Source organism: Seonamhaeicola sp. ML3, assembly GCF_023273855.1.
Lineage (GTDB): Bacteria > Bacteroidota > Bacteroidia > Flavobacteriales > Flavobacteriaceae > Seonamhaeicola.
Genome location: NZ_CP096884.1, coordinates 1,934,297 through 1,958,405, shown reverse-complemented (window position 1 = coordinate 1,958,405; position 24,109 = coordinate 1,934,297). Strand labels below are relative to the sequence as shown.

At 35.5% G+C, this 24,109-nt stretch carries 38 protein-coding genes; 2 read left to right on the top strand and 36 right to left on the bottom strand.

From position 1 onward, the window contains the following. Positions 1–117: 117 nt before the first annotated feature. Together M0214_RS08900 and M0214_RS08895 are read left to right on the top strand one after the other, a co-directional pair. Positions 118–1,101: a carboxypeptidase-like regulatory domain-containing protein gene (locus M0214_RS08900; protein WP_248722215.1), complete on the top strand. Its 984-nt coding sequence runs from the start codon at positions 118–120 to the stop codon at positions 1,099–1,101. Continuing rightward, positions 1,092–1,481 (top strand): hypothetical protein, encoded by a 390-nt coding sequence (locus M0214_RS08895; RefSeq protein WP_371873556.1) that lies wholly within the window; start codon positions 1,092–1,094, stop codon positions 1,479–1,481. Before M0214_RS08900 ends, M0214_RS08895 begins: the two co-directional genes overlap by 10 nt. Here M0214_RS08895 and M0214_RS08890 read toward each other — a convergent pair. From M0214_RS08890 to rpsL, 36 genes are all read right to left on the bottom strand, one after another. Then, complete coding sequence (locus M0214_RS08890) at positions 1,471–2,382, bottom strand: dimethylarginine dimethylaminohydrolase family protein (RefSeq protein ID WP_248722214.1); 912 nt, start codon at positions 2,380–2,382, stop codon at positions 1,471–1,473. The two genes, M0214_RS08895 and M0214_RS08890, sit on opposite strands and share 11 nt — an antisense overlap. A gap of 138 nt (positions 2,383–2,520) precedes the next feature. Beyond that, entirely contained in the window at positions 2,521–3,804 is a 1,284-nt protein-coding gene (locus M0214_RS08885) for a citrate synthase (RefSeq protein WP_248722213.1), read from the bottom strand. Positions 3,805–3,983: 179 nt separating this feature from the next. Continuing rightward, a complete protein-coding gene (eno, locus tag M0214_RS08880) occupies positions 3,984–5,276 on the bottom strand; it encodes a phosphopyruvate hydratase (RefSeq protein ID WP_248722212.1) in 1,293 nt (430 codons plus the stop codon). A gap of 158 nt (positions 5,277–5,434) precedes the next feature. Continuing rightward, positions 5,435–6,538, bottom strand: coding sequence for a glutamine-hydrolyzing carbamoyl-phosphate synthase small subunit (carA, locus tag M0214_RS08875; protein ID WP_248722211.1), 1,104 nt, complete (start codon positions 6,536–6,538; stop codon positions 5,435–5,437). A 114-nt stretch (positions 6,539–6,652) separates the two neighbouring features. Next, entirely contained in the window at positions 6,653–7,126 is a 474-nt protein-coding gene (gene rplQ, locus M0214_RS08870) for a 50S ribosomal protein L17 (protein ID WP_248722210.1), read from the bottom strand. Between the two features lie 79 nt (positions 7,127–7,205). Continuing rightward, the gene (locus M0214_RS08865) at positions 7,206–8,198 is read right to left on the bottom strand and encodes a DNA-directed RNA polymerase subunit alpha (RefSeq protein ID WP_248722209.1); all 993 of its coding nucleotides are present in this window, start codon (positions 8,196–8,198) and stop codon (positions 7,206–7,208) included. 98 nt (positions 8,199–8,296) lie between these two features. Then, positions 8,297–8,902 carry a 30S ribosomal protein S4 gene (gene rpsD, locus M0214_RS08860; protein WP_248722208.1) on the bottom strand — a complete coding sequence of 202 codons (606 nt, stop codon included), beginning with the start codon at positions 8,900–8,902 and terminating at the stop codon, positions 8,297–8,299. Positions 8,903–9,085: 183 nt separating this feature from the next. After that, on the bottom strand, positions 9,086–9,469 hold the full coding sequence (gene rpsK, locus M0214_RS08855) for a 30S ribosomal protein S11 (protein WP_248722207.1): 384 nt from the start codon (positions 9,467–9,469) through the stop codon (positions 9,086–9,088). 6 nt (positions 9,470–9,475) lie between these two features. Further along, entirely contained in the window at positions 9,476–9,844 is a 369-nt protein-coding gene (gene rpsM, locus M0214_RS08850; RefSeq protein WP_248722206.1) for a 30S ribosomal protein S13, read from the bottom strand. 101 nt (positions 9,845–9,945) lie between these two features. Beyond that, entirely contained in the window at positions 9,946–10,062 is a 117-nt protein-coding gene (ykgO, locus tag M0214_RS08845) for a type B 50S ribosomal protein L36 (RefSeq protein WP_013305171.1), read from the bottom strand. Positions 10,063–10,066: 4 nt separating this feature from the next. Continuing rightward, entirely contained in the window at positions 10,067–10,282 is a 216-nt protein-coding gene (gene infA / locus M0214_RS08840; protein WP_007094967.1) for a translation initiation factor IF-1, read from the bottom strand. A gap of 10 nt (positions 10,283–10,292) precedes the next feature. After that, positions 10,293–11,639 (bottom strand): preprotein translocase subunit SecY, encoded by a 1,347-nt coding sequence (gene secY, locus M0214_RS08835; protein ID WP_248722205.1) that lies wholly within the window; start codon positions 11,637–11,639, stop codon positions 10,293–10,295. 15 nt (positions 11,640–11,654) lie between these two features. Beyond that, positions 11,655–12,107, bottom strand: coding sequence for a 50S ribosomal protein L15 (gene rplO / locus M0214_RS08830; RefSeq protein ID WP_248722204.1), 453 nt, complete (start codon positions 12,105–12,107; stop codon positions 11,655–11,657). Between the two features lie 17 nt (positions 12,108–12,124). Continuing rightward, on the bottom strand, positions 12,125–12,304 hold the full coding sequence (gene rpmD, locus M0214_RS08825; protein WP_042245241.1) for a 50S ribosomal protein L30: 180 nt from the start codon (positions 12,302–12,304) through the stop codon (positions 12,125–12,127). An 11-nt stretch (positions 12,305–12,315) separates the two neighbouring features. Continuing rightward, complete coding sequence (rpsE, locus tag M0214_RS08820) at positions 12,316–12,840, bottom strand: 30S ribosomal protein S5 (protein ID WP_248722203.1); 525 nt, start codon at positions 12,838–12,840, stop codon at positions 12,316–12,318. Positions 12,841–12,846: 6 nt separating this feature from the next. Then, entirely contained in the window at positions 12,847–13,203 is a 357-nt protein-coding gene (gene rplR / locus M0214_RS08815) for a 50S ribosomal protein L18 (RefSeq protein ID WP_248722202.1), read from the bottom strand. Positions 13,204–13,213: 10 nt separating this feature from the next. Further along, positions 13,214–13,756 carry a 50S ribosomal protein L6 gene (gene rplF / locus M0214_RS08810; protein ID WP_248722201.1) on the bottom strand — a complete coding sequence of 181 codons (543 nt, stop codon included), beginning with the start codon at positions 13,754–13,756 and terminating at the stop codon, positions 13,214–13,216. A gap of 15 nt (positions 13,757–13,771) precedes the next feature. Next, complete coding sequence (gene rpsH, locus M0214_RS08805) at positions 13,772–14,170, bottom strand: 30S ribosomal protein S8 (RefSeq protein ID WP_248722200.1); 399 nt, start codon at positions 14,168–14,170, stop codon at positions 13,772–13,774. Between the two features lie 72 nt (positions 14,171–14,242). Continuing rightward, positions 14,243–14,512: a 30S ribosomal protein S14 gene (gene rpsN, locus M0214_RS08800; protein WP_248722199.1), complete on the bottom strand. Its 270-nt coding sequence runs from the start codon at positions 14,510–14,512 to the stop codon at positions 14,243–14,245. Between the two features lie 3 nt (positions 14,513–14,515). Continuing rightward, positions 14,516–15,067 carry a 50S ribosomal protein L5 gene (rplE, locus tag M0214_RS08795; RefSeq protein WP_248722198.1) on the bottom strand — a complete coding sequence of 184 codons (552 nt, stop codon included), beginning with the start codon at positions 15,065–15,067 and terminating at the stop codon, positions 14,516–14,518. A 2-nt stretch (positions 15,068–15,069) separates the two neighbouring features. Beyond that, positions 15,070–15,381, bottom strand: a complete 312-nt coding sequence (gene rplX / locus M0214_RS08790) for a 50S ribosomal protein L24 (RefSeq protein WP_248722197.1) — start codon at positions 15,379–15,381, stop codon at positions 15,070–15,072. A gap of 13 nt (positions 15,382–15,394) precedes the next feature. Beyond that, a complete protein-coding gene (rplN, locus tag M0214_RS08785; RefSeq protein WP_147135335.1) occupies positions 15,395–15,763 on the bottom strand; it encodes a 50S ribosomal protein L14 in 369 nt (122 codons plus the stop codon). A gap of 2 nt (positions 15,764–15,765) precedes the next feature. Further along, positions 15,766–16,023, bottom strand: a complete 258-nt coding sequence (rpsQ, locus tag M0214_RS08780; RefSeq protein ID WP_139001948.1) for a 30S ribosomal protein S17 — start codon at positions 16,021–16,023, stop codon at positions 15,766–15,768. A gap of 12 nt (positions 16,024–16,035) precedes the next feature. Then, positions 16,036–16,227: a 50S ribosomal protein L29 gene (rpmC, locus tag M0214_RS08775; RefSeq protein WP_248722196.1), complete on the bottom strand. Its 192-nt coding sequence runs from the start codon at positions 16,225–16,227 to the stop codon at positions 16,036–16,038. Between the two features lie 12 nt (positions 16,228–16,239). Then, on the bottom strand, positions 16,240–16,659 hold the full coding sequence (gene rplP / locus M0214_RS08770; RefSeq protein ID WP_248722195.1) for a 50S ribosomal protein L16: 420 nt from the start codon (positions 16,657–16,659) through the stop codon (positions 16,240–16,242). Positions 16,660–16,678: 19 nt separating this feature from the next. Continuing rightward, positions 16,679–17,392 carry a 30S ribosomal protein S3 gene (rpsC, locus tag M0214_RS08765; RefSeq protein ID WP_248722194.1) on the bottom strand — a complete coding sequence of 238 codons (714 nt, stop codon included), beginning with the start codon at positions 17,390–17,392 and terminating at the stop codon, positions 16,679–16,681. 7 nt (positions 17,393–17,399) lie between these two features. Next, entirely contained in the window at positions 17,400–17,807 is a 408-nt protein-coding gene (gene rplV, locus M0214_RS08760; protein ID WP_248722193.1) for a 50S ribosomal protein L22, read from the bottom strand. A gap of 5 nt (positions 17,808–17,812) precedes the next feature. Next, positions 17,813–18,091: a 30S ribosomal protein S19 gene (rpsS, locus tag M0214_RS08755; RefSeq protein WP_013869040.1), complete on the bottom strand. Its 279-nt coding sequence runs from the start codon at positions 18,089–18,091 to the stop codon at positions 17,813–17,815. A 3-nt stretch (positions 18,092–18,094) separates the two neighbouring features. Next, positions 18,095–18,922, bottom strand: coding sequence for a 50S ribosomal protein L2 (gene rplB, locus M0214_RS08750; protein WP_248722192.1), 828 nt, complete (start codon positions 18,920–18,922; stop codon positions 18,095–18,097). A gap of 10 nt (positions 18,923–18,932) precedes the next feature. Beyond that, positions 18,933–19,223 (bottom strand): 50S ribosomal protein L23, encoded by a 291-nt coding sequence (rplW, locus tag M0214_RS08745; protein WP_248722191.1) that lies wholly within the window; start codon positions 19,221–19,223, stop codon positions 18,933–18,935. 8 nt (positions 19,224–19,231) lie between these two features. Further along, a complete protein-coding gene (gene rplD, locus M0214_RS08740) occupies positions 19,232–19,861 on the bottom strand; it encodes a 50S ribosomal protein L4 (RefSeq protein ID WP_248722190.1) in 630 nt (209 codons plus the stop codon). Beyond that, positions 19,861–20,478 carry a 50S ribosomal protein L3 gene (gene rplC / locus M0214_RS08735; protein WP_248722189.1) on the bottom strand — a complete coding sequence of 206 codons (618 nt, stop codon included), beginning with the start codon at positions 20,476–20,478 and terminating at the stop codon, positions 19,861–19,863. Before rplC ends, rplD begins: the two co-directional genes overlap by 1 nt. 139 nt (positions 20,479–20,617) lie before the next feature. Next, positions 20,618–20,923, bottom strand: a complete 306-nt coding sequence (gene rpsJ, locus M0214_RS08730; RefSeq protein WP_007650482.1) for a 30S ribosomal protein S10 — start codon at positions 20,921–20,923, stop codon at positions 20,618–20,620. An 11-nt stretch (positions 20,924–20,934) separates the two neighbouring features. Further along, on the bottom strand, positions 20,935–23,061 hold the full coding sequence (gene fusA, locus M0214_RS08725; RefSeq protein ID WP_248722188.1) for an elongation factor G: 2,127 nt from the start codon (positions 23,059–23,061) through the stop codon (positions 20,935–20,937). Between the two features lie 3 nt (positions 23,062–23,064). Next, on the bottom strand, positions 23,065–23,541 hold the full coding sequence (gene rpsG, locus M0214_RS08720; protein WP_248722187.1) for a 30S ribosomal protein S7: 477 nt from the start codon (positions 23,539–23,541) through the stop codon (positions 23,065–23,067). 24 nt (positions 23,542–23,565) lie between these two features. Further along, complete coding sequence (gene rpsL / locus M0214_RS08715) at positions 23,566–23,940, bottom strand: 30S ribosomal protein S12 (RefSeq protein ID WP_133357246.1); 375 nt, start codon at positions 23,938–23,940, stop codon at positions 23,566–23,568. Positions 23,941–24,109 lie beyond the last annotated feature (169 nt).

Here is a 24,109-nt window from a genome sequence, read left to right as displayed (position 1 = left end):
TAGGATTAATTATTAAACGATGTGATGGCTGAACAGCATCGTGTTAACATCTTAAATCCTTGTACAAATTACACGATTTTGGTATATTTTTTGTTGTAATAAATTAAAACCAACCAAATGAAAATAATCTTACTGTTTTTATTGACTAGTTTTACGGTTTTAGGACAAAATATTAAAGGCACTGTTTTAGATCTGGAAACAAAAACACCAATACATAGTGTTTCCATTTATCTAGAAAACAGAAAAGAAGGTTCAATCACCAATGAGAAAGGTGAATTTATTTTAAAACTAAACCAAAAATTAAAAGCTAAAGACACTATTCTTGTTTCTTGTATTGGATACTCTTCTAAAACCTTAACATACAATCAATTAAAATCTAAAAATTACATTATACTTCTTGCCCCTAAATCTGAAAGCATTGCCCCAGTCTATATTACTTCTGAAAGAGAACTAAAACCAAAACTTAAATTTAAAATGCTTGGTCGACTTAAAGAACAAGTATATGCTTTTGGATCACTATTAATAGACTCAAAAATTTATATTTCCTGTGGAGACCGAAGTTACATAGAAGATAATGGGAAAAGGGCTCTCATTGAAATTCAAAACATGCCCAATGCTACTTTTGGGGATTTACTGAGAAGAATGCGAATAAATCCAACTTTTGAAAGTTATGATAACAGCTTACAGATATATGACATTACAAATAATTCATGGAAATTAAAAGAAAAGATGTTTGAAAAAAGAGCTTATCACAACACCAATTATATCGATGGAAATTTATATAACATAGGAGGTAAACACTTGTCATTTGATAGAAAAAAAGAATACCTAGACAACACTATTGAAGTTTATAATATTGTTACCGATAGTGTTCAAATCGATTACACAAACCCTCACCAAGCCGTAAATTTTGCTTCATTTAGTTTTAACAAAAATATTATAGTAATGGGAGGGTCGGTAAGCCAGAATAAAAAAGGCACAAAAAAATACTCCAAGAAAGTACATATGTACAATACCGAAACTGGATACTGGTATGAGCTTCCTGAAATGTTAAGTCCAAAAGAAGTAAATGTGTTGTTGTTGACAATACGATTTATCTGATTGGAGGATACAATAAAACGGCTTTGAATACTATTGAGTCTTACAACATAAAAACAGGAAACTGGAATACTGATGGAAAATTATTCTATGGTATTGCTTCACCCGCTTTAACTTTCAATAACAGTATTATTTATATTTACGACAAGGGCTCACTACTCACATATAACACAAACACAAAAACCCTAAATGAGTATAAAATTTCGATACAATTTGACGGTTGTGCCATGCATTATTACAATGATAAAATTTATCTCATAGGTGGTTATGTAGAAAATGAATATTCTCGGTCTTCAGCAAATAAAATCATTAGTATTGATTTAGATGAATTTGAAAATACTAAAATTTATCGTTCAAAGACTCTAGTGTCAACTAATCCCTAATCAAAGGCATAGTTGTACAACGCAGTAGTCCTTCTTGTTTACCAATTTCAGCATAAGGTACTTCTTCTACGAAAAAGCCTTGGTCTCTTAACCAGTTGTTCAATCGGGTGAAATTTTGTTCTGAGATAATGACATCTTCAGAAATTGAAAAAACATTACAGTACATATTATACATTTCATTTTTATCAATTTCAAAGATATTTTCCTTTCCGAAGAAATTAACCAACCATTCATATTCACTTTCAATTAAAAACCCATTTTTATGAATTATGGCTTTGTCTTTGCCAATGGGCTGAAAACAACAATCTAAATGAAGGGCGTTTTCTCGAGGATCTGTATTTGATTTTCGAAGCTCGAAGGCCTTTACTTTTTTTTTGGGAAATAACTCTTGGATGGCATTTACTGCATGAATATTGGTTCTAGCAGTAATAATATCTGGATAATCTTCAGCAGTATAAGTTCCTATAAAAATATAATCGTTCCAAGGCATCACATCTCCGCCTTCAACATGGCATTCATCTGGTAAAATGATTCTATTCTTTTTTTCAACTTTATTCCAAACATATCTTATCGCTTCTATTTCTTTATCTCTATCAGGCAAAATATTGGCTTTGATCATTTTATTTGCAATTACAAAAGCAATATCCCTCGAAAATATTTGATTACAGTCCCTTAACACGTCTGGCCTGTAAACGGTAACACCATGTTTCTTTAAAACTTTAGCTACCGTTTCCATTTCCAAAATCATATCCTCTTCTTTTGGATAGGTTCCTGCTAATACATGCTCAATACTTTTAGGATCGTAGCAATCTTCAACTTTTGGAGTAGGGCCGCAACTTTCTGCTGTTCCTAAAATTACAGCGCGAAGTCTTGAAGTTTCATTTTGAATATGTAGTTCCATTAAACCTTGGGGTTTCGAGAAACCAAAACTAAGGATAAAAAAACAATAATCGATTAATTACAAACAATTGCCCCAACAAAAAGAAAAAGCCCCATGAATAAATCATGAGGCTTAATATATTTTAGTATTCGAAAAATACTATCGTTCTGAGATTTGCTTAAAACTTCTTTCTGTTTCACCAATGTAAAGTTGTCTTGGTCTACCAATAGGCTCTTTTCTTAATCGCATTTCTCTCCATTGTGCAATCCAACCAGGAAGACGTCCTAGAGCAAACATAACAGTAAACATCTCTACTGGTATACCCATAGCTCTATAAATAATCCCTGAGTAAAAATCTACGTTAGGGTATAATTTTCTATCTACAAAATACGGATCACTTAGAGCTTCTTGTTCCAATCCTTTAGCGATATCTAAAATTGGGTCTACAACACCTAAGTCTCCTAACACTTCATCAGCTGCCTTTTTAATGATTCTAGCTCTTGGGTCAAAGTTTTTATATACTCTATGCCCAAACCCCATTAAACGGAAAGGATCTGACTTATCCTTGGCTTTGGCCATATATTTTTTTGTATCACCACCGTCTTCTTTTATAGCTTCTAACATTTCCAATACCGCTTGGTTAGCACCACCGTGCAACGGCCCCCAAAGTGCAGAAATACCAGCAGACAATGAAACAAACAATCCAGCATGAGAAGACCCTACAATTCTAACAGTAGAAGTAGAACAGTTTTGCTCATGATCGGCATGTAAAATCAATAATTTGTCTAATGCATTTTTAACGATTTCGTTCATTTCATAATCCTCATTAGGTTGTTCAAACATCATTTTCATAATGTTCTCAACATAACCTAGTTTCTTTGAACCATAGTTAAGCGGCAATCCCATCTTTTTACGCATTACCCATGCTACAAGTACAGGAAACTTTCCTAGTATTCTCACAATAGCCTGATACATATCTTCTGAAGAGTCAATATTTACAGAAGATGGATGAAAGGCAATTAAACCACTTGTAAGAGAAGATAAAACTCCCATAGGGTGCGCATTCTTAGGGAATGCATCAAGAATCTTGTGTACATCTTCATCTACCATAGAATTATCCATGATATCTGCATGGAATTTTTGCAATTCCTCAGCGGTTGGTAATTCACCAAAAATCAAAAGGTAAGTAACTTCTAAAAAATCAGCTTTTTCGGCTAACTCCTCAATAGAATACCCTCTATATCTTAAAATTCCTTTTTCACCATCTAGAAACGTAACACCACTTTCACATGAGCCAGAATTCTTGTATCCTGGATCTAGGGTTATCAATCCGCTGGCTCCTCTTAAAGCCTTAATATCTATTGCAACTTCATTCTCGGTACCTGTAACTAATGGTAGTTCGTATTTCTCACCATTAATCTCTAATGTAGCAGTATCTGACATGTGTATTTTTTGTGATTTATTTTGTTTAAAGGAGCGCTAATTTACGAAATATCTCATGATTATTAAAGCCTAACCAATTTTGCTTGGTTAAATTAGCAATTTGATAAAATTGATTCCAAAAAAAAGCGATTATTAAAAAATAATCGCTTTTAAGTATTAATTATAAAAACTAAGTATTGTTACTTAATTTTAAATGCGTTCTGTTGAGGAAAATATGCTACATCTGCAAGCTCTTCTTCAATTCTTAACAATTGATTGTACTTAGCCATACGATCTGAACGTGAGGCAGAACCTGTTTTAATTTGACCACAGTTTAACGCTACAGCTAAATCTGCAATAGTGTTATCTTCAGTCTCACCAGATCTGTGTGACATGACTGAAGTGTACCCAGCATTTTTTGCCATGTTCACAGCGGCAATAGTCTCTGTTAAAGAACCTATTTGATTTACTTTAATTAATATAGAATTTGCAATACCGTTTTCTATACCTCTTGATAAACGCTCTACATTAGTCACAAATAAATCGTCACCAACTAACTGCACTTTATCTCCAACTTTTTCGGTTAGAGATTTCCATCCGTCCCAGTCGTTTTCATCCATACCATCCTCTATAGAGATGATTGGGTATTTTTCACATAATTCAGCTAAGTAAGCCGCTTGTTCTTCAGAAGTTCTCACCTCTCCTTTATCACCTTCAAACTTTGTGTAATCGTATTTTCCATCTACGTAGAACTCGGCAGAAGCACAATCTAAAGCAATCATTATTTCATCACCAAACTTATATCCTGCATTTCCTACAGCTTTAGCAATAGTGTCTAGAGCATCTTCAGTTCCACCAGGTAAGTTAGGCGCAAAACCACCTTCATCACCTACAGCTGTGCTTAAATCTCTATCATGTAACACTTTCTTTAAATGATGGAAAATCTCTGTACCCATCTGCATGGCGTGTGTAAAAGTTTCAGCTTTTACAGGCATAATCATAAACTCTTGAAATGCAATAGGTGCATCACTATGTGAACCTCCATTAATGATATTCATCATTGGAACAGGAAGTGTATTTGCAGAAACCCCTCCAACATAACGATACAATGGTAAACCTAACTCAGCAGCTGCTGCTTTGGCAACAGCCAGAGAAACGCCTAAAATAGCATTTGCTCCTAGTTTGGATTTGTTTGGTGTTCCATCTAAATCAATCATAATTTGATCGATAAGGTTTTGTTCAAAAACTGAAACTCCCAAAAGCGCTTCTGCGATTGTAGTGTTCACATTTCCAACAGCTTTTAAAACGCCTTTACCCATATAAGTGTCACCGCCGTCACGCAGTTCTACTGCCTCATGCTCACCGGTTGATGCTCCTGAAGGTACAGCCGCTCTACCAAGAACATTATTCTCTGTAATCACATCTACCTCTACAGTTGGATTACCCCTAGAGTCTAAAATCTGCCTAGCATGAATGTTTATAATTGAACTCATAATTAGTTTGTTTTTACTTTATTTTTACTTTTCAAATGTACGGTTTAATCTTCTTTTTATTAAGATGTTTATTTAGAATTTAATCAAATAACATCTATAACGTTTTAGTAACAATAAAGTCTTGTAAAACATTGTATCACAAGACTTCTGTTAAAAAACTATTTCTTGATATTTTCGATAAACTGATCAAATAAATACTCTGAATCATGTGGCCCAGGACTCGCCTCAGGGTGATATTGAACGGAGAAACAGTTTTTATCCTTAACTGCTAAACCGGCCACTGTATTATCATTTAAATGAACATGAGTAATTTCTAAATTCGGATTAGATTCTGCATCTTCTCGCTTTACTGCAAATCCATGGTTTTGAGAAGTAATTTCTCCTTTACCTGTTTTTAAGTTTTTTACCGGATGGTTAATACCACGGTGCCCATTATACATCTTGTAGGTTGTAGCGCCATTAGCAATTGCAATGACTTGATGTCCTAAACAAATCCCGAATAATGGCAAATCTCTTTTAATGATTTCTTTTGCTACCTCTTGGGCTTCTACTAGAGGTTCTGGATCTCCAGGCCCGTTCGACAAGAAATACCCATCTGGATTAAATGCTTCTAAATCTTCAAACTTTGAGTTATATGGGAACACTTTAATATAAACATCCCTTTTGGAAATATTTCTAAGGATATTTTTCTTTATTCCTATATCTAGTGCTGCTACTTTGTAAGTTGCATTCTCATCACCAAAATAATATGGTTCTTTAGTTGAAACTTTAGAAGCCAACTCTAAACCTTCCATACTTGGAACTTCAGCTAGTTGCTTCTTCAACCCTTCAATATCGTCAACTTCTGTACTAATTACAGCATTCATGGCACCATGCTCTCTAATATAACTTACAAGTGCTCTTGTATCAACATCTGAAACTGCGAAAAGATTATTCTTATTTAGAAAATCTTCCAAAGAACTATCTGCTGCATCTCTAGAAAACTCGTAACTGAAATTCTTAACTATTAGACCTGCTATCTTAACTGAATCTGATTCTACTTCGTCTTCATTTGTACCGTAATTACCAATGTGTGCATTTGTAGCTACCATAATCTGCCCAAAATAAGACGGATCTGTAAAAATTTCTTGGTAACCAGTCATACCCGTATTAAAACACACTTCACCAAAAGCTGTGCCTTGTTTGTTTCCTACTGCTTTTCCGTAAAAAATCGTGCCGTCTGCTAAAAGAACTACGGCATCTTGCTTTTTTTGATACTTCATCTTAAACTTTTTAATGGATTCCCCTATGGAGGGAACAAAGGTTTTGCAAAAATTCAAAAAAAAAGGATAAACTAAAAATAGTTCATCCTTTATATATTAAATGCTTATTAACATTTATTCTTCCTCTTCGTTAGTTGCTGAAGTTTCTACAGGAGCAGCAACAGGTTTACTACCACCTCTTCTACTTCTTCTAGTAGTTTTCTTCTTAGGCTTATCTGCATTGTAAATTTCGTTGTAATCTACAAGCTCAATCATAGCCATATCGGCGTTATCACCTAGACGGTTTCCTAACTTAATAATTCTGGTGTATCCACCTGGTCTATCACCTACCTTTACGGCTACATCTCTAAACAACTCGGTAACAGCATCTTTTTGTCTTAATTTAGCGAAAACTTGACGTCTGTTGTGAGTTGTGTCTTCTTTAGATTTAGTAACTAAAGGCTCAACAAATTGTTTCAAAGCTTTTGCTTTAGCAACTGTTGTGTTAATACGTTTGTGCTCAATTAAAGAACAAGCCATATTAGCTAACATTGCTTTTCTGTGAGCAGTTTTTCTACCTAAGTGGTTGAATTTTTTTCCGTGTCTCATGACATTTGTTTTATCATCTTGCTACCAAACCACATATTTATTGTGGGAGCAAAATATGATTAATAATTACGACTAAAACTTAGTCTTTATCTAATTTATATTTGCTTAAATCCATTCCGAAGTTTAAACCTTTAACGTTAACAAGCTCTTCAAGCTCTGTTAAAGACTTCTTACCGAAGTTTCTAAATTTCATTAAGTCATTTTTATTGAAAGATACTAAGTCTCCTAAAGTATCTACTTCTGCAGCTTTTAAACAGTTAAGTGCACGAACCGACAAGTCCATATCGATTAACTTAGTCTTAAGTAACTGACGCATGTGTAACGATTCTTCATCGTATGTTTCAGTTTGTGCAATTTCATCAGCTTCAAGTGTAATACGCTCGTCTGAGAATAACATGAAGTGGTGAATTAGTGTTTTAGCAGCTTCTGTTAAAGCATCTTGAGGTGTAATTGAGCCATCTGTAATGATTTCAAAAACTAATTTTTCATAATCGGTTTTTTGCTCAACACGATAGTTCTCTATGCTATACTTAACATTTTTTATTGGCGTGTAAACAGAATCTGTAAAGATAGTACCAACTGGTGCAGCAGACTTCTTGTTCTCTTCTGCTGGCACGTAACCTCTACCTTTTTCTATAGTGATTTCTAAATTTAGATTCACTTTAGGATCTAAGTTGCAGATTACCAATTCTGTGTTTAATACTTGAAATCCAGAAATAAACTTTTGGAAATCTCCCGCTGTAATTCTGTCTTGACCAGATATTGAAATAGAAACTGACTCGTTATCTATATCATCTATCTGTCTTTTAAAACGTACTTGTTTTAAATTAAGAATGATTTCTGTAACATCTTCAACAACACCCGCAATCGCAGAGAATTCATGATCAACACCTTCAATTCTGACTGAAGTGATAGCGAAACCTTCTAGAGAAGATAACAAAACTCTTCTTAAGGCGTTACCAACTGTTAATCCGTAACCAGGTTCTAAAGGACGAAATTCGAATTTCCCTTCAAAATCTGTTGAATCAATCATGATTACTTTGTCGGGCTTTTGAAAATTAAATACTGCCATAATTTTTTCTTCGTTTTAATTGTTATTTAGTTGCGCGGTCTATAAGTTTGAAGAAAGACAAATAGACCCTTTGGCTAAATACCAATGTTAATAATTTATTATTTAGAGTATAATTCGACGATGAATTGCTCGTTAATGTTTTCAGGAATTTGGATTCTAGCAGGAACAGAAACATAAGTTCCTTCTTTTGTATCGTTATTCCAAGTAATCCACTCATAAACTTGAGATGAATTTGAAAGTGAAGCATCTATAACTTCTAAAGATTTAGACTTTTCTCTTACAGCTATAACATCACCAGCTTTTAATTGATAAGAAGGAATGTTAACTAAATTACCGTTTACAGTGATATGTCTATGAGAAACTAATTGTCTTGCGCCACTTCTTGATGGAGAAATACCCATTCGGTATACAACGTTATCTAATCTAGATTCACATAATTGCAAAAGAACCTCACCGGTAATTCCTTGTGCAGCTCTTGCTTTCTTAAATAAACCTCTAAATTGACGTTCTAAAATACCGTAAGTGTATTTTGCTTTTTGCTTTTCCGCTAATTGAATTGCGTACTCAGATTTTTTTCCACGGCGTCTGTTGTTTCCGTGTTGACCTGGAGGATAATTTCTTTTCTCAAAAGATTTATCTTCTCCAAAAATAGCTTCACCAAATTTTCTAGCTATTTTAGTTTTAGGACCAGTATATCTTGCCATTTTTAATTGTTTTTAAGAGTAGTTATGAATTAAGGTCTTAATCTTATCCTTCGATAACTATTTTATCTCTTGTTGATACTTGTTATTACTTTTTAAAAGTTTGCAAATTTATGCAAAAAATTAATACCATCTGAAAAACAGATGATATTAATTTTATTTTGTAAGAATCACTAAATAAAGTGATTAAACTCTTCTACGTTTTGGAGGTCTACACCCATTATGTGGTAATGGCGTAACGTCGATAATTTCAGTTACTTCTATACCAGCATTGTGGATAGAACGGATAGCAGATTCTCTACCGTTACCAGGACCTTTAACATAAACCTTTACTTTTTTCAATCCAGCCTCTTGTGCTACAGATGCAGCATCTTCAGCAGCTAATTGAGCAGCGTAAGGTGTGTTTTTCTTAGAACCTCTAAATCCCATCTTACCAGCAGAAGACCATGAAATAACGTCACCTTTCTTGTTAGTAAGAGATATAATAATGTTATTGAAAGAAGCAGTAACATGTGCTTCTCCAACAGAGTCAACAATAACTTTACGTTTTTTAGTACTTGTCTTTGCCATGATTTATTATGCTTTTTTCTTGTTTGCTACTGTTTTTCTTCTACCTTTTCTAGTTCTAGAATTGTTCTTAGTACGTTGACCTCTTAATGGTAAACCAGCTCTGTGACGAATTCCTCTAAAACATCCGATATCCATTAAACGCTTAATGTTTAACTGAGTTTCAGAACGTAATTCACCTTCAATAGTATAAGATGAAACAGCTTCACGAATACCACTGATTTGGTCATCGTTCCAATCTTGAACTTTAATATTCTCATCAACCTTAGCAGTAGCTAAAATTTCTTGAGCTCTACTTTTACCTACACCATAGATATAAGTTAAAGCAATTACTCCTCTTTTGTGTTTTGGTATGTCTACACCTGCAATTCTTGCCATATTGTTTTTAGTTTCTAGTAGTTAGCCTTTAGTTGTTAGAATCCTAAACATTTCTATTTCGAGCAGATTCATCTAACGTCTAAAAAACTAATGACTCTTTTTTAACCTTGTCTTTGTTTAAACCTAGGATTCTTTTTGTTTATAACGTAAAGTCTCCCTTTTCTACGCACTATTTTACAATCTGCGCTTCTCTTTTTAACTGATGCTCTTACTTTCATCGTATTAGTATCTATAAGTTATACGAGCCTTAGTTAAATCATAAGGACTCATTTCTAATTTTACTTTATCTCCTGGTAATAACTTAATATAATGCATACGCATTTTACCAGAAATATGCGCTGTCACAATGTGACCGTTTTCTAATTCAACACGGAACATAGCATTAGATAATGCTTCTATAATTGTTCCATCTTGTTCTATTGCTGCTTGTTTTGCCATAGTATAATAATTAAGCTATTGCCTTTCTATTTTTACCCGTTTTCATCAAGCCGTCATAATGTCTATTCAACAAATAAGCATTTATTTGCTGCATAGTATCGATTGCAACTCCAACCATAATTAGTAGTGATGTACCACCAAAGAATAAAGCCCAACCTTGACCAACATCCATAAGCTTAACAATAAACGCTGGGAACACAGCAATAAGTGCTAAGAAAACAGAACCTGGTAGGGTTATCTGTGACATTATTTTGTCTAAGTACTCCGCAGTTTCAGAGCCCGGACGAATACCAGGAATAAAACCACCACTACGTTTTAAATCATCAGCCATTTTGTTGGTTGGTACTGTAATCGCAGTATAGAAATACGTAAATATTATAATTAATAAAGCGAATACAAGATTGTACCAGAATCCAAAAATATCTGAAAAATTAGTTTGCAACCAAGCTCCAGCAGTAGTGTCTTTCATAAATCCAGAACCACCAATAAGACCCGGCACAAACATGATTGCTTGAGCAAAGATAATTGGCATTACACCAGAAGCATTAAGCTTTAACGGAATGTATTGTCTTGACCCACCAGCAGCAGCCTTTTCATAACCTCCAGAAGCAGTTCTTCTTGCATATTGAACAGCAATTTTTCTAACTGCCATAACCAACATGATAGAAGCAAGGATAATAACAAACCAGATTACTAATTCAAAAAGAATTAACATCACGTTGTTACCTTCCATTCTAGTAGCTGCATTCTGAACAAATGATTGCGGTAAAGTTGCAATAATACCAACCATTATTAATAATGAAATACCATTACCAATGCCTTTGTCGGTTATCTTTTCACCTAACCACATTGCGAAAATACATCCTGTAACCAATATACTTACAGATGAAAAATAGAATAACGGACCAGTTCCTAATAAAAAGGCGCTTGGTGGCACTCCTAAACTTGGTAAACTTGCTAAATATGCAGGTGATTGAAACAAACATATTGCAATTGTTAACCAACGTGTAATCTGAGTGATTTTCTTTTGACCACTAGCACCTTCTTTTTGCAACTTCTGCAAATAAGGAATGGCTATACCCATTAACTGTACAACAATAGAAGCAGAAATGTATGGCATAATACCCAAAGCAAATACAGAAGCCCTAGATAAAGCTCCACCTGTAAAGGCAGAAAGAATTCCTAAGATTCCCTGGTCAGTGCTATCTGCTAAACCTTGTAATTGAGCACTGTCAATACCAGGTAAAGCCACTTGAGTACCAAAACGATAAACTAATAACAGACCCAATGTAACTATGATTCTGTTTCTCAGTTCCTCTATTTTCCAAACATTTTTTATTGATTCTATAAATTTCATACGTTTAATAAGGTCTTATAATGTTACAGCTTCTCCTCCTGCAGCCTCTATAGCAGCTTTTGCTGAAGCAGTAAACTTATGAGCAGATACTTTTAATTTAGCTTTTAATTCACCTCTACCTAAAATCTTAACTAGGTCATTTTTCCCAGCTAATCTGTTAGATAAGATAACTTCTAAATCTACAGCATCCTTAATTTTCTTGTCATCAACCAATTGTTGTAACGTATCTAAGTTGATACCTTGATACTCAACACGGTTTATATTCTTAAAGCCAAACTTAGGAACACGTCTTTGAAGTGGCATTTGACCACCTTCAAATCCTAATTTCTTAGAATAACCAGAACGTGACTTTGCTCCTTTGTGACCACGCGTAGCAGTGCCACCTTTACCAGAACCTTGTCCTCTACCTACTCTTTTTCCTTGACTTTTTACTGAACCTTCTGCAGGTTTTAAATTACTTAAATCCATTTTCAGTTTTGTGTTATTTAAGCTTCTTCAACAGAAACTAAATGTGAAACTTTAGCAACCATTCCAAGGATATTTGGAGTAGCTTCATGTTCTTTTACTTGTCCAATCTTTTTAAGACCTAGAGCTTCTAAAGTTCTTTTTTGTCTTTGCGTACGATTGATAGCGCTTTTAACCTTTGTTACTTTAATCTTTCCCATGATTGATCTTATTAAGCGTTAAAAACTTTTTCAAGTGAAATACCTCTGTCTTTAGCAATAGTATTAGCATCTCTTAATTGTAATAAAGCATCGAAAGTTGCTTTTACAACATTGTGAGGGTTAGAAGACCCTTGAGATTTAGATAATACATCATGAACTCCTACTGCCTCAAGTACTGTTCTTACTGCACCACCTGCAATAACCCCGGTACCAGGAGCAGCTGGAATAATGTTTACTCTAGCTCCACCGTATTTACCTTTTTGCTCATGTGGCAATGTTCCTTTTCTGATAGGAATACGAACTAAGTTTTTCTTAGCATCCTCTACGGCTTTAGCAATAGCTGAAGCAACGTCTTTAGATTTACCTAAACCTTGTCCTACAACACCAGCTTCATCACCTACTACAACAATAGCTGAAAAACCAAATGCTCTACCACCTTTAGTTACTTTAGTAACCCTTTGTACACCAACTAAACGATCTTTAAGATCTAATCCACCTGGTTTTACTAATTCTGCACTTTTATATTTTTGATACATAATTTCTTAGAATTTAAGTCCTGCTTCTCTAGCTCCGTCAGCTAATGATTTTACTCTACCATGATATAAATAACCACCTCTATCAAAAGCGATAGTTTCTACACCAGCTTTTAAAGCTTTTTCAGCAAGAGCTTTACCTACTAGAGCAGCTTTTTCAATTTTAGTACCTTTTGCAGAACTAATATCTTTATCTCTTGAAGATGCAGCAGCAAGTGTATTACCTGTTACATCATCCACAACTTGAGCATAAATTTCTTTATTACTTCTAAAAACAGCTAATCTAGGTCTAGCTTCTGTACCAGAAACAACCTTACGGATTCTGTTTTTTATTCTTAATCTTCTTTGTTCTTTTGTCAATGCCATAACCTAATTATTAAGCTGATTTACCTGCTTTTCTTCTAATTTCTTCACCAACAAACTTGATACCTTTACCTTTATATGGCTCTGGCTTTCTGAAACCACGAATCTTTGCAGCTACTTGACCAACAAGTTGTTTATCGTGAGACGTTAACTTTACGATAGGGTTCTTACCTTTTTCACTAACAGTTTCAACCTTAACTTCTGGAGCTAAGTCTAAAACAATGTTATGAGAAAAACCTAGAGCTAAATCAAGTTTTTGACCTTGATTACTTGCTCTATAACCTACACCTACTAGTTCTAATTCTTTAGTGAATCCTTTAGAAACACCTTCAACCATATTGTTGATTAATGATCTGTAAAGACCATGCTTAGCTTTAAAAGCTTTAGAATCAGCTGAACGAGAAACCACAACGTTTCCTTCTTCAACTTTAATATCAACAGTATCGAACTTTTGAGTTAACTCTCCTAATTTACCTTTTACAGTAATTACGTTATCTTTTACTTCTACAGTAACTCCTTCCGGAATTGCAACTGGATTATTTCCTATTCTACTCATTGCCTTCTTCCTATTTTAGTAAACGTAACATAAAACTTCACCACCTACGTTATCTCTTTTGGCTTGTTTACCAGTCATTACGCCGTGAGACGTAGAAACGATAGCAATACCAAGGCCGTTAAGGATTCTAGGTAATTCTTTAGCACCAGCATACTTACGTAAACCTGGTTTACTAATTCTTTGAATCTTCTTGATTACAGGCTCTTTAGTTACACTGTTATACTTAAGTGCAATCTTAATGGTACCCTGCGTAGTAGAATCATCAAACTTGTAACTTAAAATATATCCTTGTTCGAATAATATTTTAGTTATGTCCTTCTTTAAATTAGAAGCAGGAATCTCAACCACTCTGTGGTTAGCACGTACTGCATTTCTAATTCTTGTCAAATAATCCGAAACTGGATCTGTGTACATAATTAATTGATTTGCGATTTTGGTTTTCGGTGTTGGTAACCGAACCTTAAATCTGATTACTTTATAATAATATTACCAACTAGCTTTTTTAACTCCAGGAATAAGACCTTGATTGGCCATTTTTCTAAAAGTAACACGAGAAATACCAAAATCTCTCATATATCCTTTAGGTCTTCCTGTTAACTTACATCTATTATGCATACGAATAGGGGAAGCATTTTTAGGTAACTTTTGTAATGCCTCATAATCTCCAGCTTCTTTTAAAGCTTTACGTTTAGCGGCATATTTAGCTACTGTTTTAGCTCTTTTTACCTCGCGGGCTTTCATTGATTCTTTAGCCATGTCTTAATTCTTTTTAAAAGGTAACCCTAGTTCAGTTAATAATGATTTTGCTTCTTTATCTGTATCTGCAGAAGTCACAAATGTAATATCCATACCAGAAATCTTGTTCACTTTATCAATGTTAATTTCTGGGAAGATAATTTGCTCAGTAATACCTAAGTTGTAATTACCTCTTCCGTCAAATCCTGTAGCTTTAATTCCGTTAAAGTCTCTTACACGTGGTAAGGCAGAAGTTACTAATCTATCTAAGAACTCATACATTCTTTCTCCACGTAAAGTCACTTTTGCCCCAATTGGCATACCTTTACGTAATTTAAAAGAGGCAACGTCTTTCTTAGACATTGTTGCTATAGCTTTTTGTCCAGATATAGTAGTTAACTCTTCAACCGCATGGTCAATTAACTTTTTGTCTGCTACTGCAGCTCCAACACCTTTAGATATTACTATCTTTTGTAGCTTAGGAACTTGCATTACATTATTATATCCAAATTCGTCTGTAAGAGCTGCAATTACTCTGCTTTTATACTCTTCTTTAAGTCTTGGTGAATATGCCATAACTATATTACTTCATTAGATTTTACTGAAAACCTTACTTTCTTATCGCCTTCCATTTTATAACCTACTCTTGTTGTTTCACCATTGGCGGTTAACAATGATAAGTTTGAAATGTGGATAGGCGCTTCTTTCTCAACAATACCACCTTGAGGATTTTGTGCACTTGGCTTCGTGTGTTTCTTAACCATGTTCACACCTTCTACGATGGCTTTGTTCTTATCTATTAATACCTTTTGTACTTTACCTTCAGAACCTTTGTGGTCTCCAGCTATTACTTTTACGGTATCTCCTGATTTAATTTTAAGCTTTGTCATCTTAAATAATGTATTAAAGCACTTCTGGTGCTAATGATACAATCTTCATGAATTGTTTATCACGAAGTTCTCTTGCGACAGGACCAAATACACGCGTACCTCTCATTTCACCTTGTGGGTTTAATAAAACACATGCATTATCGTCAAATCTAATATAAGATCCATCTGGTCTTCTTACTTCCTTTACAGTACGTACAACAACCGCAGTAGAAACTGCTTTCTTTTTTACGTTTCCGTTAGGAGTAGCATCTTTTACAGATACAACTATTTTGTCCCCAACAGAAGCATATCTTCTTTTTGTACCACCTAAAACACGGATTACTAAAACTTCTTTAGCCCCGGTGTTATCTGCTACTTTTAATCTAGATTCTTGCTGTACCATAATTACTTAGCTCTTTCAATTATTTCAACTAATCTCCAACACTTAGATTTACTTAAAGGACGAGTTTCCATGATCCTAACAGTATCTCCTTCGTTGCAGTCGTTTTGTTCATCGTGTGCAACGTACTTCTTCGTTTTTAAAACGAATTTTCCATACATAGGGTGCTTTACTTTTTTCACCTCAGAAACCACAATAGATTTCTGCATTTTGTTACTTGTAACAACTCCTATACGTTCTTTTCTTAAATTTCTTGTTTCCATCTTTCAGCAGAATTATTGTAAATCTCTTTTAGTTAACTCTGTAGCAATTCTAGCAACTGTACGTCTTACTGCACGTAACTGAATTGGATTCTCTAAAGGAGATATTGCATGAGCTAATTTTAGGTCTGAATAACTTTTTTTAGTCTCACCAAGTTTTTCTTGTAACTCAGCTGTAGATAATTCTTTAATTTCTGATTGTTTCATAATCTTAAATTATTATGCTTCGTAATCGCGAGCAATTAAAAACTTAGTTTTTACCGGTAATTTTTGAGCTGCTAAACGTAATGCTTCTTTAGCTATTTCTAAAGGCACACCACCAACTTCAAATAAAACGCGTCCTGGTTTTACAACGGCTACGTATAATTCTACACCACCTTTACCTTTACCCATACGTACTTCAAGAGGTTTCTTTGTAATAGGCTTGTCTGGAAATATTTTAATCCATAACTGACCTTCTCTTTTCATATAACGCGTAGCGGCAATACGAGCAGCTTCTATTTGACGTGCTGTGATAAACACAGAGTCCATCGCTTTTATACCGAAAGTTCCGTTAGAAAGTTGGTGCCCTCTGTTAGAGAGACCTTTCATGCGTCCTTTCTGTTGCTTACGAAATTTTGTTCTTTTAGGCTGTAACATGTTTCTTTACTTTAAAAAATTACTTTCTACGACGAGGTCCTTTGTTTCCACGTCCTCCACCTTTTCCTTGCTTCTTAGATAAACCAACAAGCGGAGAAAGCTCTCTTTTACCATATACTTCACCTTTCATTATCCATACTTTAACACCTAATCTACCATAAGTAGTGTGTGCTTCAACTAAAGCATAGTCAATATCGGCTCTAAATGTTGATAAAGGAATACGTCCTTCTTTGTAGTGCTCTGAACGTGCCATCTCAGCTCCGTTTAAACGACCACTAATTTGAATTTTGATTCCTTCAGCATTCATACGCATAGTAGCAGCAATAGCCATTTTGATTGCACGACGGTAAGAAATTCTGTTTTCAATTTGTCTTGCAATACTAGATGCTACTAAATATGCATCAAGCTCAGGTCTTTTAATCTCAAAGATGTTGATCTGAACTTCTTTTCCAGTAATCTTTTTAAGCTCCTCTTTTAACTTGTCTACCTCTTGTCCACCTTTACCGATAATGATACCAGGTCTAGCAGTAGTGATAGTAACGGTTACAAGTTTAAGAGTTCTTTCAATAATTACTCTACTTACACTAGCTTTAGATAAACGCGCGTGAACGTATTTTCTAATCTTATCGTCTTCGGCAAGTTTATCACCATAATCGTTTCCTCCGTACCAGTTAGACTCCCATCCTCTGATAATTCCTAAGCGATTCCCGATTGGATTTGTTTTTTGTCCCATACTGTTATTAAGCTTGTGTGTTATTGTTTGCTCCAAGCACCAATGTTACGTGGTTGGATCTTTTTCTAATTCTGTGTGCACGACCTTGAGGAGCTGGACGTAATCTCTTTAACATAGAACCTCCATCTACTCTTATCTCCTTTACAAATAATTCAGCTGACTCGATGTCTGCATCTTCGTTTTTAGCTTGCCAGTTAGCAATAGCTGAAAGTAATAACTTCTCTAAACGGTTAGATGCTTCCTTTTGGCTAAACTTTAAGATATTAAGTGCTCTTTCTACCTTTTCACCTCTTACTAAATCGGCTACTAAACGCATTTTTCTTGGTGACGTAGGACAGTTATTAAGCTTAGCAAAAGCAACTTGCTTTTTACCTTCCTTAATAGCGTCTGCCATTTGTTTTTTACGACTTCCCATAGCTCTTATTTTTTACCTTTATTTTTAGCACCTGCATGTCCACGGAATGAACGTGTTGGTGAAAATTCTCCTAACTTATGACCTACCATGTTCTCTGTTACATAAACAGGTACAAATTGACGGCCATTGTGTACTGCTATAGTTTGTCCAACAAAATCTGGAGTAATCATACTAGCTCTAGACCAAGTTTTGATTACAGTTTTCTTGTTAGCTTCAACGTTTGCAGCTACTTTTCTTTCTAATTTATAATGAACGTAAGGTCCTTTTTTTAATGATCTTGCCATGTCTTATTTCTTTCTACGTTCTACAATATATTTGTTACTCGCTTTTGTTTTAGAACGGGTTCTGAAACCTTTAGCAGGTATACCGTTTCTAGAACGTGGGTGACCACCAGAAGCACGTCCTTCACCACCACCCATTGGGTGATCGACAGGGTTCATTCTTACTGGGTTAGTTCTCGGTCTTCTACCTAACCATCTTGTTCTACCCGCTTTACCAGATACTAATAACTGATGATCAGAGTTAGACACAACGCCAACTGTAGCCATACATGTTACTAATACTAAACGTGTTTCACCAGAAGGTAATTTAATGGTAGCAAACTTACCGTCTCTTGCCATTAACTGAGCAAATGCACCAGCACTACGTGCCATAACAGCACCTTGACCAGGACGTAACTCGACACAAGAGATAATAGTTCCTAATGGAATTTCACTTAAAGGCATTGCGTTTCCAATTTCAGGAGCAATTCCTTTGTCACCAGACACAACATTTTGCCCAACCTGTAAACCATTTTGAGCAATAATATATCTTTTCTCACCGTCTTGATAGTTCAATAAAGCAATAAAAGCTGATCTGTTTGGATCGTATTCTATGGTTTTAACCTCTGCTGGAATTCCAGTTTTGTTACGTTTAAAATCAATGATACGATACTTTCTCTTATGACCACCACCTTTGTAGCGCATGGTCATTTTCCCTTGACTGTTTCTACCACCAGACCTTTTTTTCGGAGCTAATAAACTTTTCTCCGGCTTATCAGTAGTAATGGCGTCATACCCGTTTACTACTCTAAAACGCTGTCCTGGTGTGATTGGTTTTAATTTTCTTACTGACATTGTTGTCTAATTACATGTTACTGTATAAATCAATCATTTCACCTTCCGCCAGTTGTACAATTGCCTTTTTAACGGCATTTGTTTTACCATGTTGAATACCAGTTTTTGTGTACTTGGTACTACGATCTGGACGGACATTTATAGTACGAACTTTTTCAACAGAAACACCATAAGTGGCCTCTACAGCCTTTTTGATTTCCACCTTGTTCGCCTTTGTATTCACCGCGAAAGTATAGCAATTGTTTAACTCGCTATCTGCAGTCGCTTTTTCCGTGATTATAGGTTTAATTAAGATACTCATACTGTGTCTTATTTACTTAAGTTAGATTCTATTCCTTCTAAAGCGCCTTCTAAAAGCACTACTTGACCTGCATTTAAAATCTTATAAGTGCTTAATTCTGAGCTAGTTATAACCTCAGAACCTTTTAAATTGCGCGATGACAAATATACATTATTATTTGCCCCACCCAACACAAACAAAGACTTTTTGTTTTCTAAGTCTAAAGCCTTTAAAACATCGGTAAAGTTTTTAGTTTTAGGAGCATCAAAATTGAAGTCTTCTAAAACAGTAATCGCCTTCTCTCCTGCTTTAATACTTAACGCAGATTTACGCGCTAAACGCTTTAAATTTTTATTAAGCTTGAACCCATAGTTTCTAGGTCTAGGTCCGAACATACGTCCACCACCTTTAAATACACCAGACTTAATACTACCAGCTCTTGCTGTACCAGTTCCTTTTTGCTTTTTAATCTTACGCGTACTTCCAGTAATCTCACCTCTTTCTTTAGATTTGTGAGTTCCTTGACGTTGGTTAGCTAAATACTGCTTAACGTCTAAGTATACCGCATGATTGTTTGGCTCAATAGCAAACACCTCTTTAGAAAGCTCCGCTTGTCTACCAGTGTCTTTTCCGTTTATATCTAAAACTGCTACTTTCATTACTTCTGAATAATTACATAAGAATTTTTGTGTCCAGGTACACAACCTTTAACAACAAGCAAGTTCTTTTCAGCAACTACTTTTAAAACTCTTAAATTTTGAACTTTCACTTTTTCACCACCCATTCTTCCGGCCATTTTCATTCCTTTGAAAACTCTTGCAGGATATGAAGCAGCTCCAATAGAACCAGGTGCTCTTAAACGGTTATGTTGACCGTGAGTAGCTTGACCTACACCACCAAAACCGTGACGTTTTACAACACCTTGAAATCCTTTTCCTTTAGATGTTCCAGAGATATCAACAAATTCTCCTTCATTGAAATGCTCAACAGTGATAGCATCTCCTAACTTGTACTCCTCATCAAAACCTTTGAATTCCGCGACTTTGCGTTTTACAGAAGTACCTGCTTTTTTAGCATGACCTAGGTCTGCTTTTGTAGCACTTTTTTCTGTCGCGTCATCGAAACCTAATTGAACAGCTTCATAGCCGTCAACCTCTTCAGTTCTGACTTGGGTAACGATACATGGCCCAGCTTCGATTACTGTACAAGGAATGTTCTTCCCGTTTTCATCAAAGATGCTGGTCATACCGATTTTCTTTCCAATTAACCCAGACATAATTATTTATTTAATTTATTTACTTGTTTAAAAAAATTCAGGGACAAAATACGTTTCGTCCCTGAAATGTATTTATCCGTTTTTCCCGCGACCGCATCGGTGGGACATGTTTAACTCCTGCCGAAACAGGAGTATCAAACTATACTTTAATCTCTACTTCAACGCCACTTGGTAACTCAAGCTTCATTAACGCATCAATAGTTTTTGATGACGAAGAGTAGATATCCAATAATCTCTTGTAAGATGATAATTGGAATTGCTCTCTTGATTTCTTGTTTACGTGTGGAGAACGTAATACAGTAAAAATCTTTTTGTGAGTTGGTAATGGAATTGGTCCAGTTACAACAGCTCCAGTACTTTTTACTGTTTTTACAATCTTATCAGCAGACTTGTCTACTAAATTGTGATCGTAAGATTTTAATTTTATTCTGATTTTTTGACTCATTTTCTTAGATTTTAAGCTTCAACTCCTTTAGCTGCCTTAATCACTTCTTCAGATATATTTGAAGGCGTTTCAGCATAATGTGAAAATTCCATTGTAGATGTTGCTCTACCAGATGATAACGTACGTAACGCAGTTACATAACCAAACATTTCTGATAATGGTACGTTTGCCTTAACAACTTTAGACCCCGCTCTATCGCTCATGTCATTAACTTGACCACGACGACGGTTTAAGTCACCTACTATATCACCCATGTTTTCTTCTGGAGTAAGTACTTCCAACTTCATGATTGGCTCCATGATTACAGCTTTAGCAGCTTTGGCAGCAGCCTTAAATCCTAACTTAGCAGCTAACTCGAACGATAACTGATCAGAATCTACATCGTGGTAAGAACCATCAGTTAAAGTAACTTTCATAGCATCTACTTCGTATCCTGCTAATGGACCATTAACCATAGCCATTTTGAATCCTTTCTCAACAGAAGGAACAAATTCCTTAGGAACGTTACCACCTTTAATCTCAGAAATGAATTCAAGTCCTTGCTTACCTTCTTCAGCTGGCTCTAAAGTAAATACGATATCTGCGAATTTACCACGACCACCAGACTGTTTCTTGTAAACCTCTCTGTGCTCAGCACGCATAGTAATAGCCTCTTTGTACTCTACTTGTGGTTGACCCTGGTTAACCTCTACCTTAAACTCACGCTTAAGACGATCAACAATTACATCTAAGTGAAGCTCACCCATACCAGAAATAATAGTTTGACCAGAAGCCTCATCTGAACGTACAGTAAACGTTGGATCCTCTTCAGCTAACTTAGCTAAACCTACACCTAACTTATCAACGTCAGCTTTTGTTTTAGGCTCAACGGCAATACCAATTACTGGATCTGGGAAATCCATTGATTCTAATACAATTGGTGCTTTTTCATCAGATAAGGTATCTCCTGTTTTAATAGATTTAAATCCTACAGCAGCTCCAATATCACCAGCTTCAATAAATTCAATTGCATTTTGTTTGTTAGCATGCATTTGGTAAATACGAGAGATACGCTCTTTTTTACCAGATCGGTTATTCAATACGTAAGAACCTGCATCTAAACGACCAGAATAAGCTCTAAAGAATGCTAAACGACCAACGAAAGGGTCAGTTGCAATCTTAAATGCTAAAGCAGCAAACGGCTCTTTTACATCTGGTTTACGTAAGATATCCTCACCAGTATCTGGATTAGTACCTACGATACCTTCTTTATCGGTTGGAGAAGGTAAGTAACGACATACAGCGTCTAATAAGAACTGTACACCTTTATTTTTAAAAGCAGAACCACAAATCATTGGAATGATAGCCATATCCATTACAGCAGCTCTTAGTGCAGCATGCACTTCTTCTTCTGTAATAGAATCTTCATCTTCCATGAATTTTTCTAAAAGGTTCTCATCGTAAGTAGCAACTTCTTCAATTAAAAGTGCACGGTACTTACGAGCCTCTTCTTTCATATCTTCAGGAATATCGATAATATCGAAAGTAGCGCCTTGCGTTTCATCGTGCCATACAATAGCTCTGTTCTTTACAAGGTCTATAATTCCTTTAAAATCTGCCTCATCACCAATGTTTAATACGATTGGCACTGCGTTAGATTTTAACATATCTTTTACCTGCTGACAAACCGCTAAAAAGTTTGACCCTTGACGGTCCATTTTGTTAACGAAACCAATTCTAGGCACTTTGTAGTTATCAGCTAATCTCCAGTTGGTTTCAGATTGTGGCTCAACTCCATCTACTGCAGAGAATAAGAACACTAATCCATCTAACACACGTAAAGAACGGTTAACCTCAACCGTAAAATCTACGTGACCCGGAGTATCAATTATATTAAAGTGATATCCTTTAGTATCTGGCGTTGGGTTTCCATTTTCAGTTGGAAAGTTCCATGTACAAGTTGTAGCAGCAGAAGTAATTGTAATACCTCTTTCTTGCTCTTGCTCCATCCAGTCCATAGTTGCAGCACCATCATGCACTTCACCTATTTTATGCGACACACCTGTATAATAAAGAATACGCTCTGTGGTGGTAGTTTTACCCGCATCAATATGCGCAGCAATACCTATATTTCTAGTAAATTTTAAATCTCTTGCCATGTCTTAGAATCTAAAGTGAGAGAATGCTTTGTTTGCTTCTGCCATTTTGTGAGTATCAACTCTTTTCTTAACAGCCGCACCTTCTTCTTTAGCTGCTGCTAAAATTTCTGAAGCTAATTTTTGAGCCATTGATTTCTCATTACGCTTTCTAGCATAACCAATCAACCACTTCATAGCTGTTGAAATTTTACGGTCTGGACGGATTTGCATTGGAATTTGGAATGTAGCACCACCTACACGACGACTACGTACTTCTACGTGAGGCATCACATTTCCTAAGGCATCTTTCCACAACTCCAAAGCTGTTTTCTCTTCATCTGTTTTTTTCGCATCTACAATATCAATTGCATCGTAGAATACTTTGAACGCTACTGACTTTTTACCGTCCCACATTAGGTTGTTCACAAAACGTGTTACCAATTGGTCGTTAAACCTTGGGTCTGGTAAAAGCGGTCTTTTTTTCGCTGCTCTTTTTCTCATGTCTTCTTCTTAAATAAAGATTAATTACTTTTTAGGGCGTTTAGCACCGTACTTAGACCTACGTTGGGTTCTTCCAGCAACACCTGCTGTATCTAAAGCCCCACGAACAACGTGATATCTAACACCTGGCAAATCTTTTACCCTTCCACCTCTAACCAATACTATCGAGTGCTCTTGAAGATTATGTCCTTCACCACCGATGTATGCATTAACCTCGTTTCCGTTTGTTAAACGAACCCTTGCCACCTTTCTCATTGCCGAGTTAGGCTTCTTAGGTGTCGTTGTATAAACACGAGTACATACACCACGTCTTTGTGGACAAGAATCTAAAGCAGCCGATTTACTCTTCTTGGTTATTTTGGCTCTTCCTGTTCTTACTAATTGCGAAATTGTTGGCATATATAATAATATAAATTTAAAATCCTCTTCTTAGAGGGCTGCAAAGGTAGAAATTAAAATGAATAATTCAAACCCTAATTCATTAATTTTCAGAGGAATTTAAATTTATACCCAAAAGCCATATTATTACTGTGGTTTTTCCGTTAGCTTTACACTAAAAAAGACCGAA

Bases quoted from the DNA above. Each gene is read 5' to 3' on its own strand.
- rplP (WP_248722195.1), bottom strand. From the start codon at position 16,659: ATGTTACAGCCTAAAAGAACAAAATTTCGTAAGCAACAGAAAGGACGC.
- rplO (WP_248722204.1), bottom strand. From the start codon at position 12,107: ATGGATTTAAGTAATTTAAAACCTGCAGAAGGTTCAGTAAAAAGTCAA.
- rplV (WP_248722193.1), bottom strand. From the start codon at position 17,807: ATGGGAAGTCGTAAAAAACAAATGGCAGACGCTATTAAGGAAGGTAAA.
- M0214_RS08885 (WP_248722213.1), bottom strand. From the start codon at position 3,804: ATGTCAGATACTGCTACATTAGAGATTAATGGTGAGAAATACGAACTA.
- carA (WP_248722211.1), bottom strand. From the start codon at position 6,538: ATGAAGTATCAAAAAAAGCAAGATGCCGTAGTTCTTTTAGCAGACGGC.
- infA (WP_007094967.1), bottom strand. From the start codon at position 10,282: ATGGCAAAACAAGCAGCAATAGAACAAGATGGAACAATTATAGAAGCA.
- eno (WP_248722212.1), bottom strand. From the start codon at position 5,276: ATGAGTTCAATTATAAACATTCATGCTAGGCAGATTTTAGACTCTAGG.
- rpsD (WP_248722208.1), bottom strand. From the start codon at position 8,902: ATGGCAAGATATACTGGTCCTAAAACTAAAATAGCTAGAAAATTTGGT.
- rpsS (WP_013869040.1), bottom strand. From the start codon at position 18,091: ATGGCAAGATCATTAAAAAAAGGACCTTACGTTCATTATAAATTAGAA.
- M0214_RS08865 (WP_248722209.1), bottom strand. From the start codon at position 8,198: ATGGCAGTATTTAATTTTCAAAAGCCCGACAAAGTAATCATGATTGAT.
- rplB (WP_248722192.1), bottom strand. From the start codon at position 18,922: ATGTCAGTAAGAAAATTAAAACCAATCACACCAGGACAGCGTTTTAGA.
- rplN (WP_147135335.1), bottom strand. From the start codon at position 15,763: ATGGTACAGCAAGAATCTAGATTAAAAGTAGCAGATAACACCGGGGCT.
- rpsQ (WP_139001948.1), bottom strand. From the start codon at position 16,023: ATGGAAACAAGAAATTTAAGAAAAGAACGTATAGGAGTTGTTACAAGT.
- rplE (WP_248722198.1), bottom strand. From the start codon at position 15,067: ATGGCATATTCACCAAGACTTAAAGAAGAGTATAAAAGCAGAGTAATT.
- fusA (WP_248722188.1), bottom strand. From the start codon at position 23,061: ATGGCAAGAGATTTAAAATTTACTAGAAATATAGGTATTGCTGCGCAT.
- rplD (WP_248722190.1), bottom strand. From the start codon at position 19,861: ATGAAAGTAGCAGTTTTAGATATAAACGGAAAAGACACTGGTAGACAA.
- rpsG (WP_248722187.1), bottom strand. From the start codon at position 23,541: ATGAGAAAAAGAGCAGCGAAAAAAAGACCGCTTTTACCAGACCCAAGG.
- rpsL (WP_133357246.1), bottom strand. From the start codon at position 23,940: ATGCCAACAATTTCGCAATTAGTAAGAACAGGAAGAGCCAAAATAACC.
- rpsK (WP_248722207.1), bottom strand. From the start codon at position 9,469: ATGGCAAAGACAAGTACTAAAAAACGTAAAGTTATTGTTGACTCTGTT.
- rplW (WP_248722191.1), bottom strand. From the start codon at position 19,223: ATGAGTATCTTAATTAAACCTATAATCACGGAAAAAGCGACTGCAGAT.
- rplF (WP_248722201.1), bottom strand. From the start codon at position 13,756: ATGAGTAGAATAGGAAATAATCCAGTTGCAATTCCGGAAGGAGTTACT.
- rpsM (WP_248722206.1), bottom strand. From the start codon at position 9,844: ATGGCAAGAATTGCAGGTGTAGACATACCAAAACACAAAAGAGGAGTA.
- M0214_RS08900 (WP_248722215.1), top strand. From the start codon at position 118: ATGAAAATAATCTTACTGTTTTTATTGACTAGTTTTACGGTTTTAGGA.
- rpmD (WP_042245241.1), bottom strand. From the start codon at position 12,304: ATGGGAAAGATTAAAGTAACAAAGGTTAAAAGCGCTATCAATCGTACG.
- rpsJ (WP_007650482.1), bottom strand. From the start codon at position 20,923: ATGAGTCAAAAAATCAGAATAAAATTAAAATCTTACGATCACAATTTA.
- rpmC (WP_248722196.1), bottom strand. From the start codon at position 16,227: ATGAAACAATCAGAAATTAAAGAATTATCTACAGCTGAGTTACAAGAA.
- rplQ (WP_248722210.1), bottom strand. From the start codon at position 7,126: ATGAGACACGGAAAAAAATTCAACCACTTAGGTAGAAAAACTGCTCAC.
- secY (WP_248722205.1), bottom strand. From the start codon at position 11,639: ATGAAATTTATAGAATCAATAAAAAATGTTTGGAAAATAGAGGAACTG.
- rpsE (WP_248722203.1), bottom strand. From the start codon at position 12,840: ATGTATCAAAAATATAAAAGTGCAGAATTAGTAAAACCAGGTGGATTA.
- ykgO (WP_013305171.1), bottom strand. From the start codon at position 10,062: ATGAAAGTAAGAGCATCAGTTAAAAAGAGAAGCGCAGATTGTAAAATA.
- rpsN (WP_248722199.1), bottom strand. From the start codon at position 14,512: ATGGCTAAAGAATCAATGAAAGCCCGCGAGGTAAAAAGAGCTAAAACA.
- rpsC (WP_248722194.1), bottom strand. From the start codon at position 17,392: ATGGGACAAAAAACAAATCCAATCGGGAATCGCTTAGGAATTATCAGA.
- rplR (WP_248722202.1), bottom strand. From the start codon at position 13,203: ATGGCATTGACAAAAGAACAAAGAAGATTAAGAATAAAAAACAGAATC.
- rplX (WP_248722197.1), bottom strand. From the start codon at position 15,381: ATGACAAAGCTTAAAATTAAATCAGGAGATACCGTAAAAGTAATAGCT.
- M0214_RS08890 (WP_248722214.1), bottom strand. From the start codon at position 2,382: ATGGAACTACATATTCAAAATGAAACTTCAAGACTTCGCGCTGTAATT.
- rplC (WP_248722189.1), bottom strand. From the start codon at position 20,478: ATGTCTGGGTTAATTGGAAAGAAAATCGGTATGACCAGCATCTTTGAT.
- rpsH (WP_248722200.1), bottom strand. From the start codon at position 14,170: ATGTACACAGATCCAGTTTCGGATTATTTGACAAGAATTAGAAATGCA.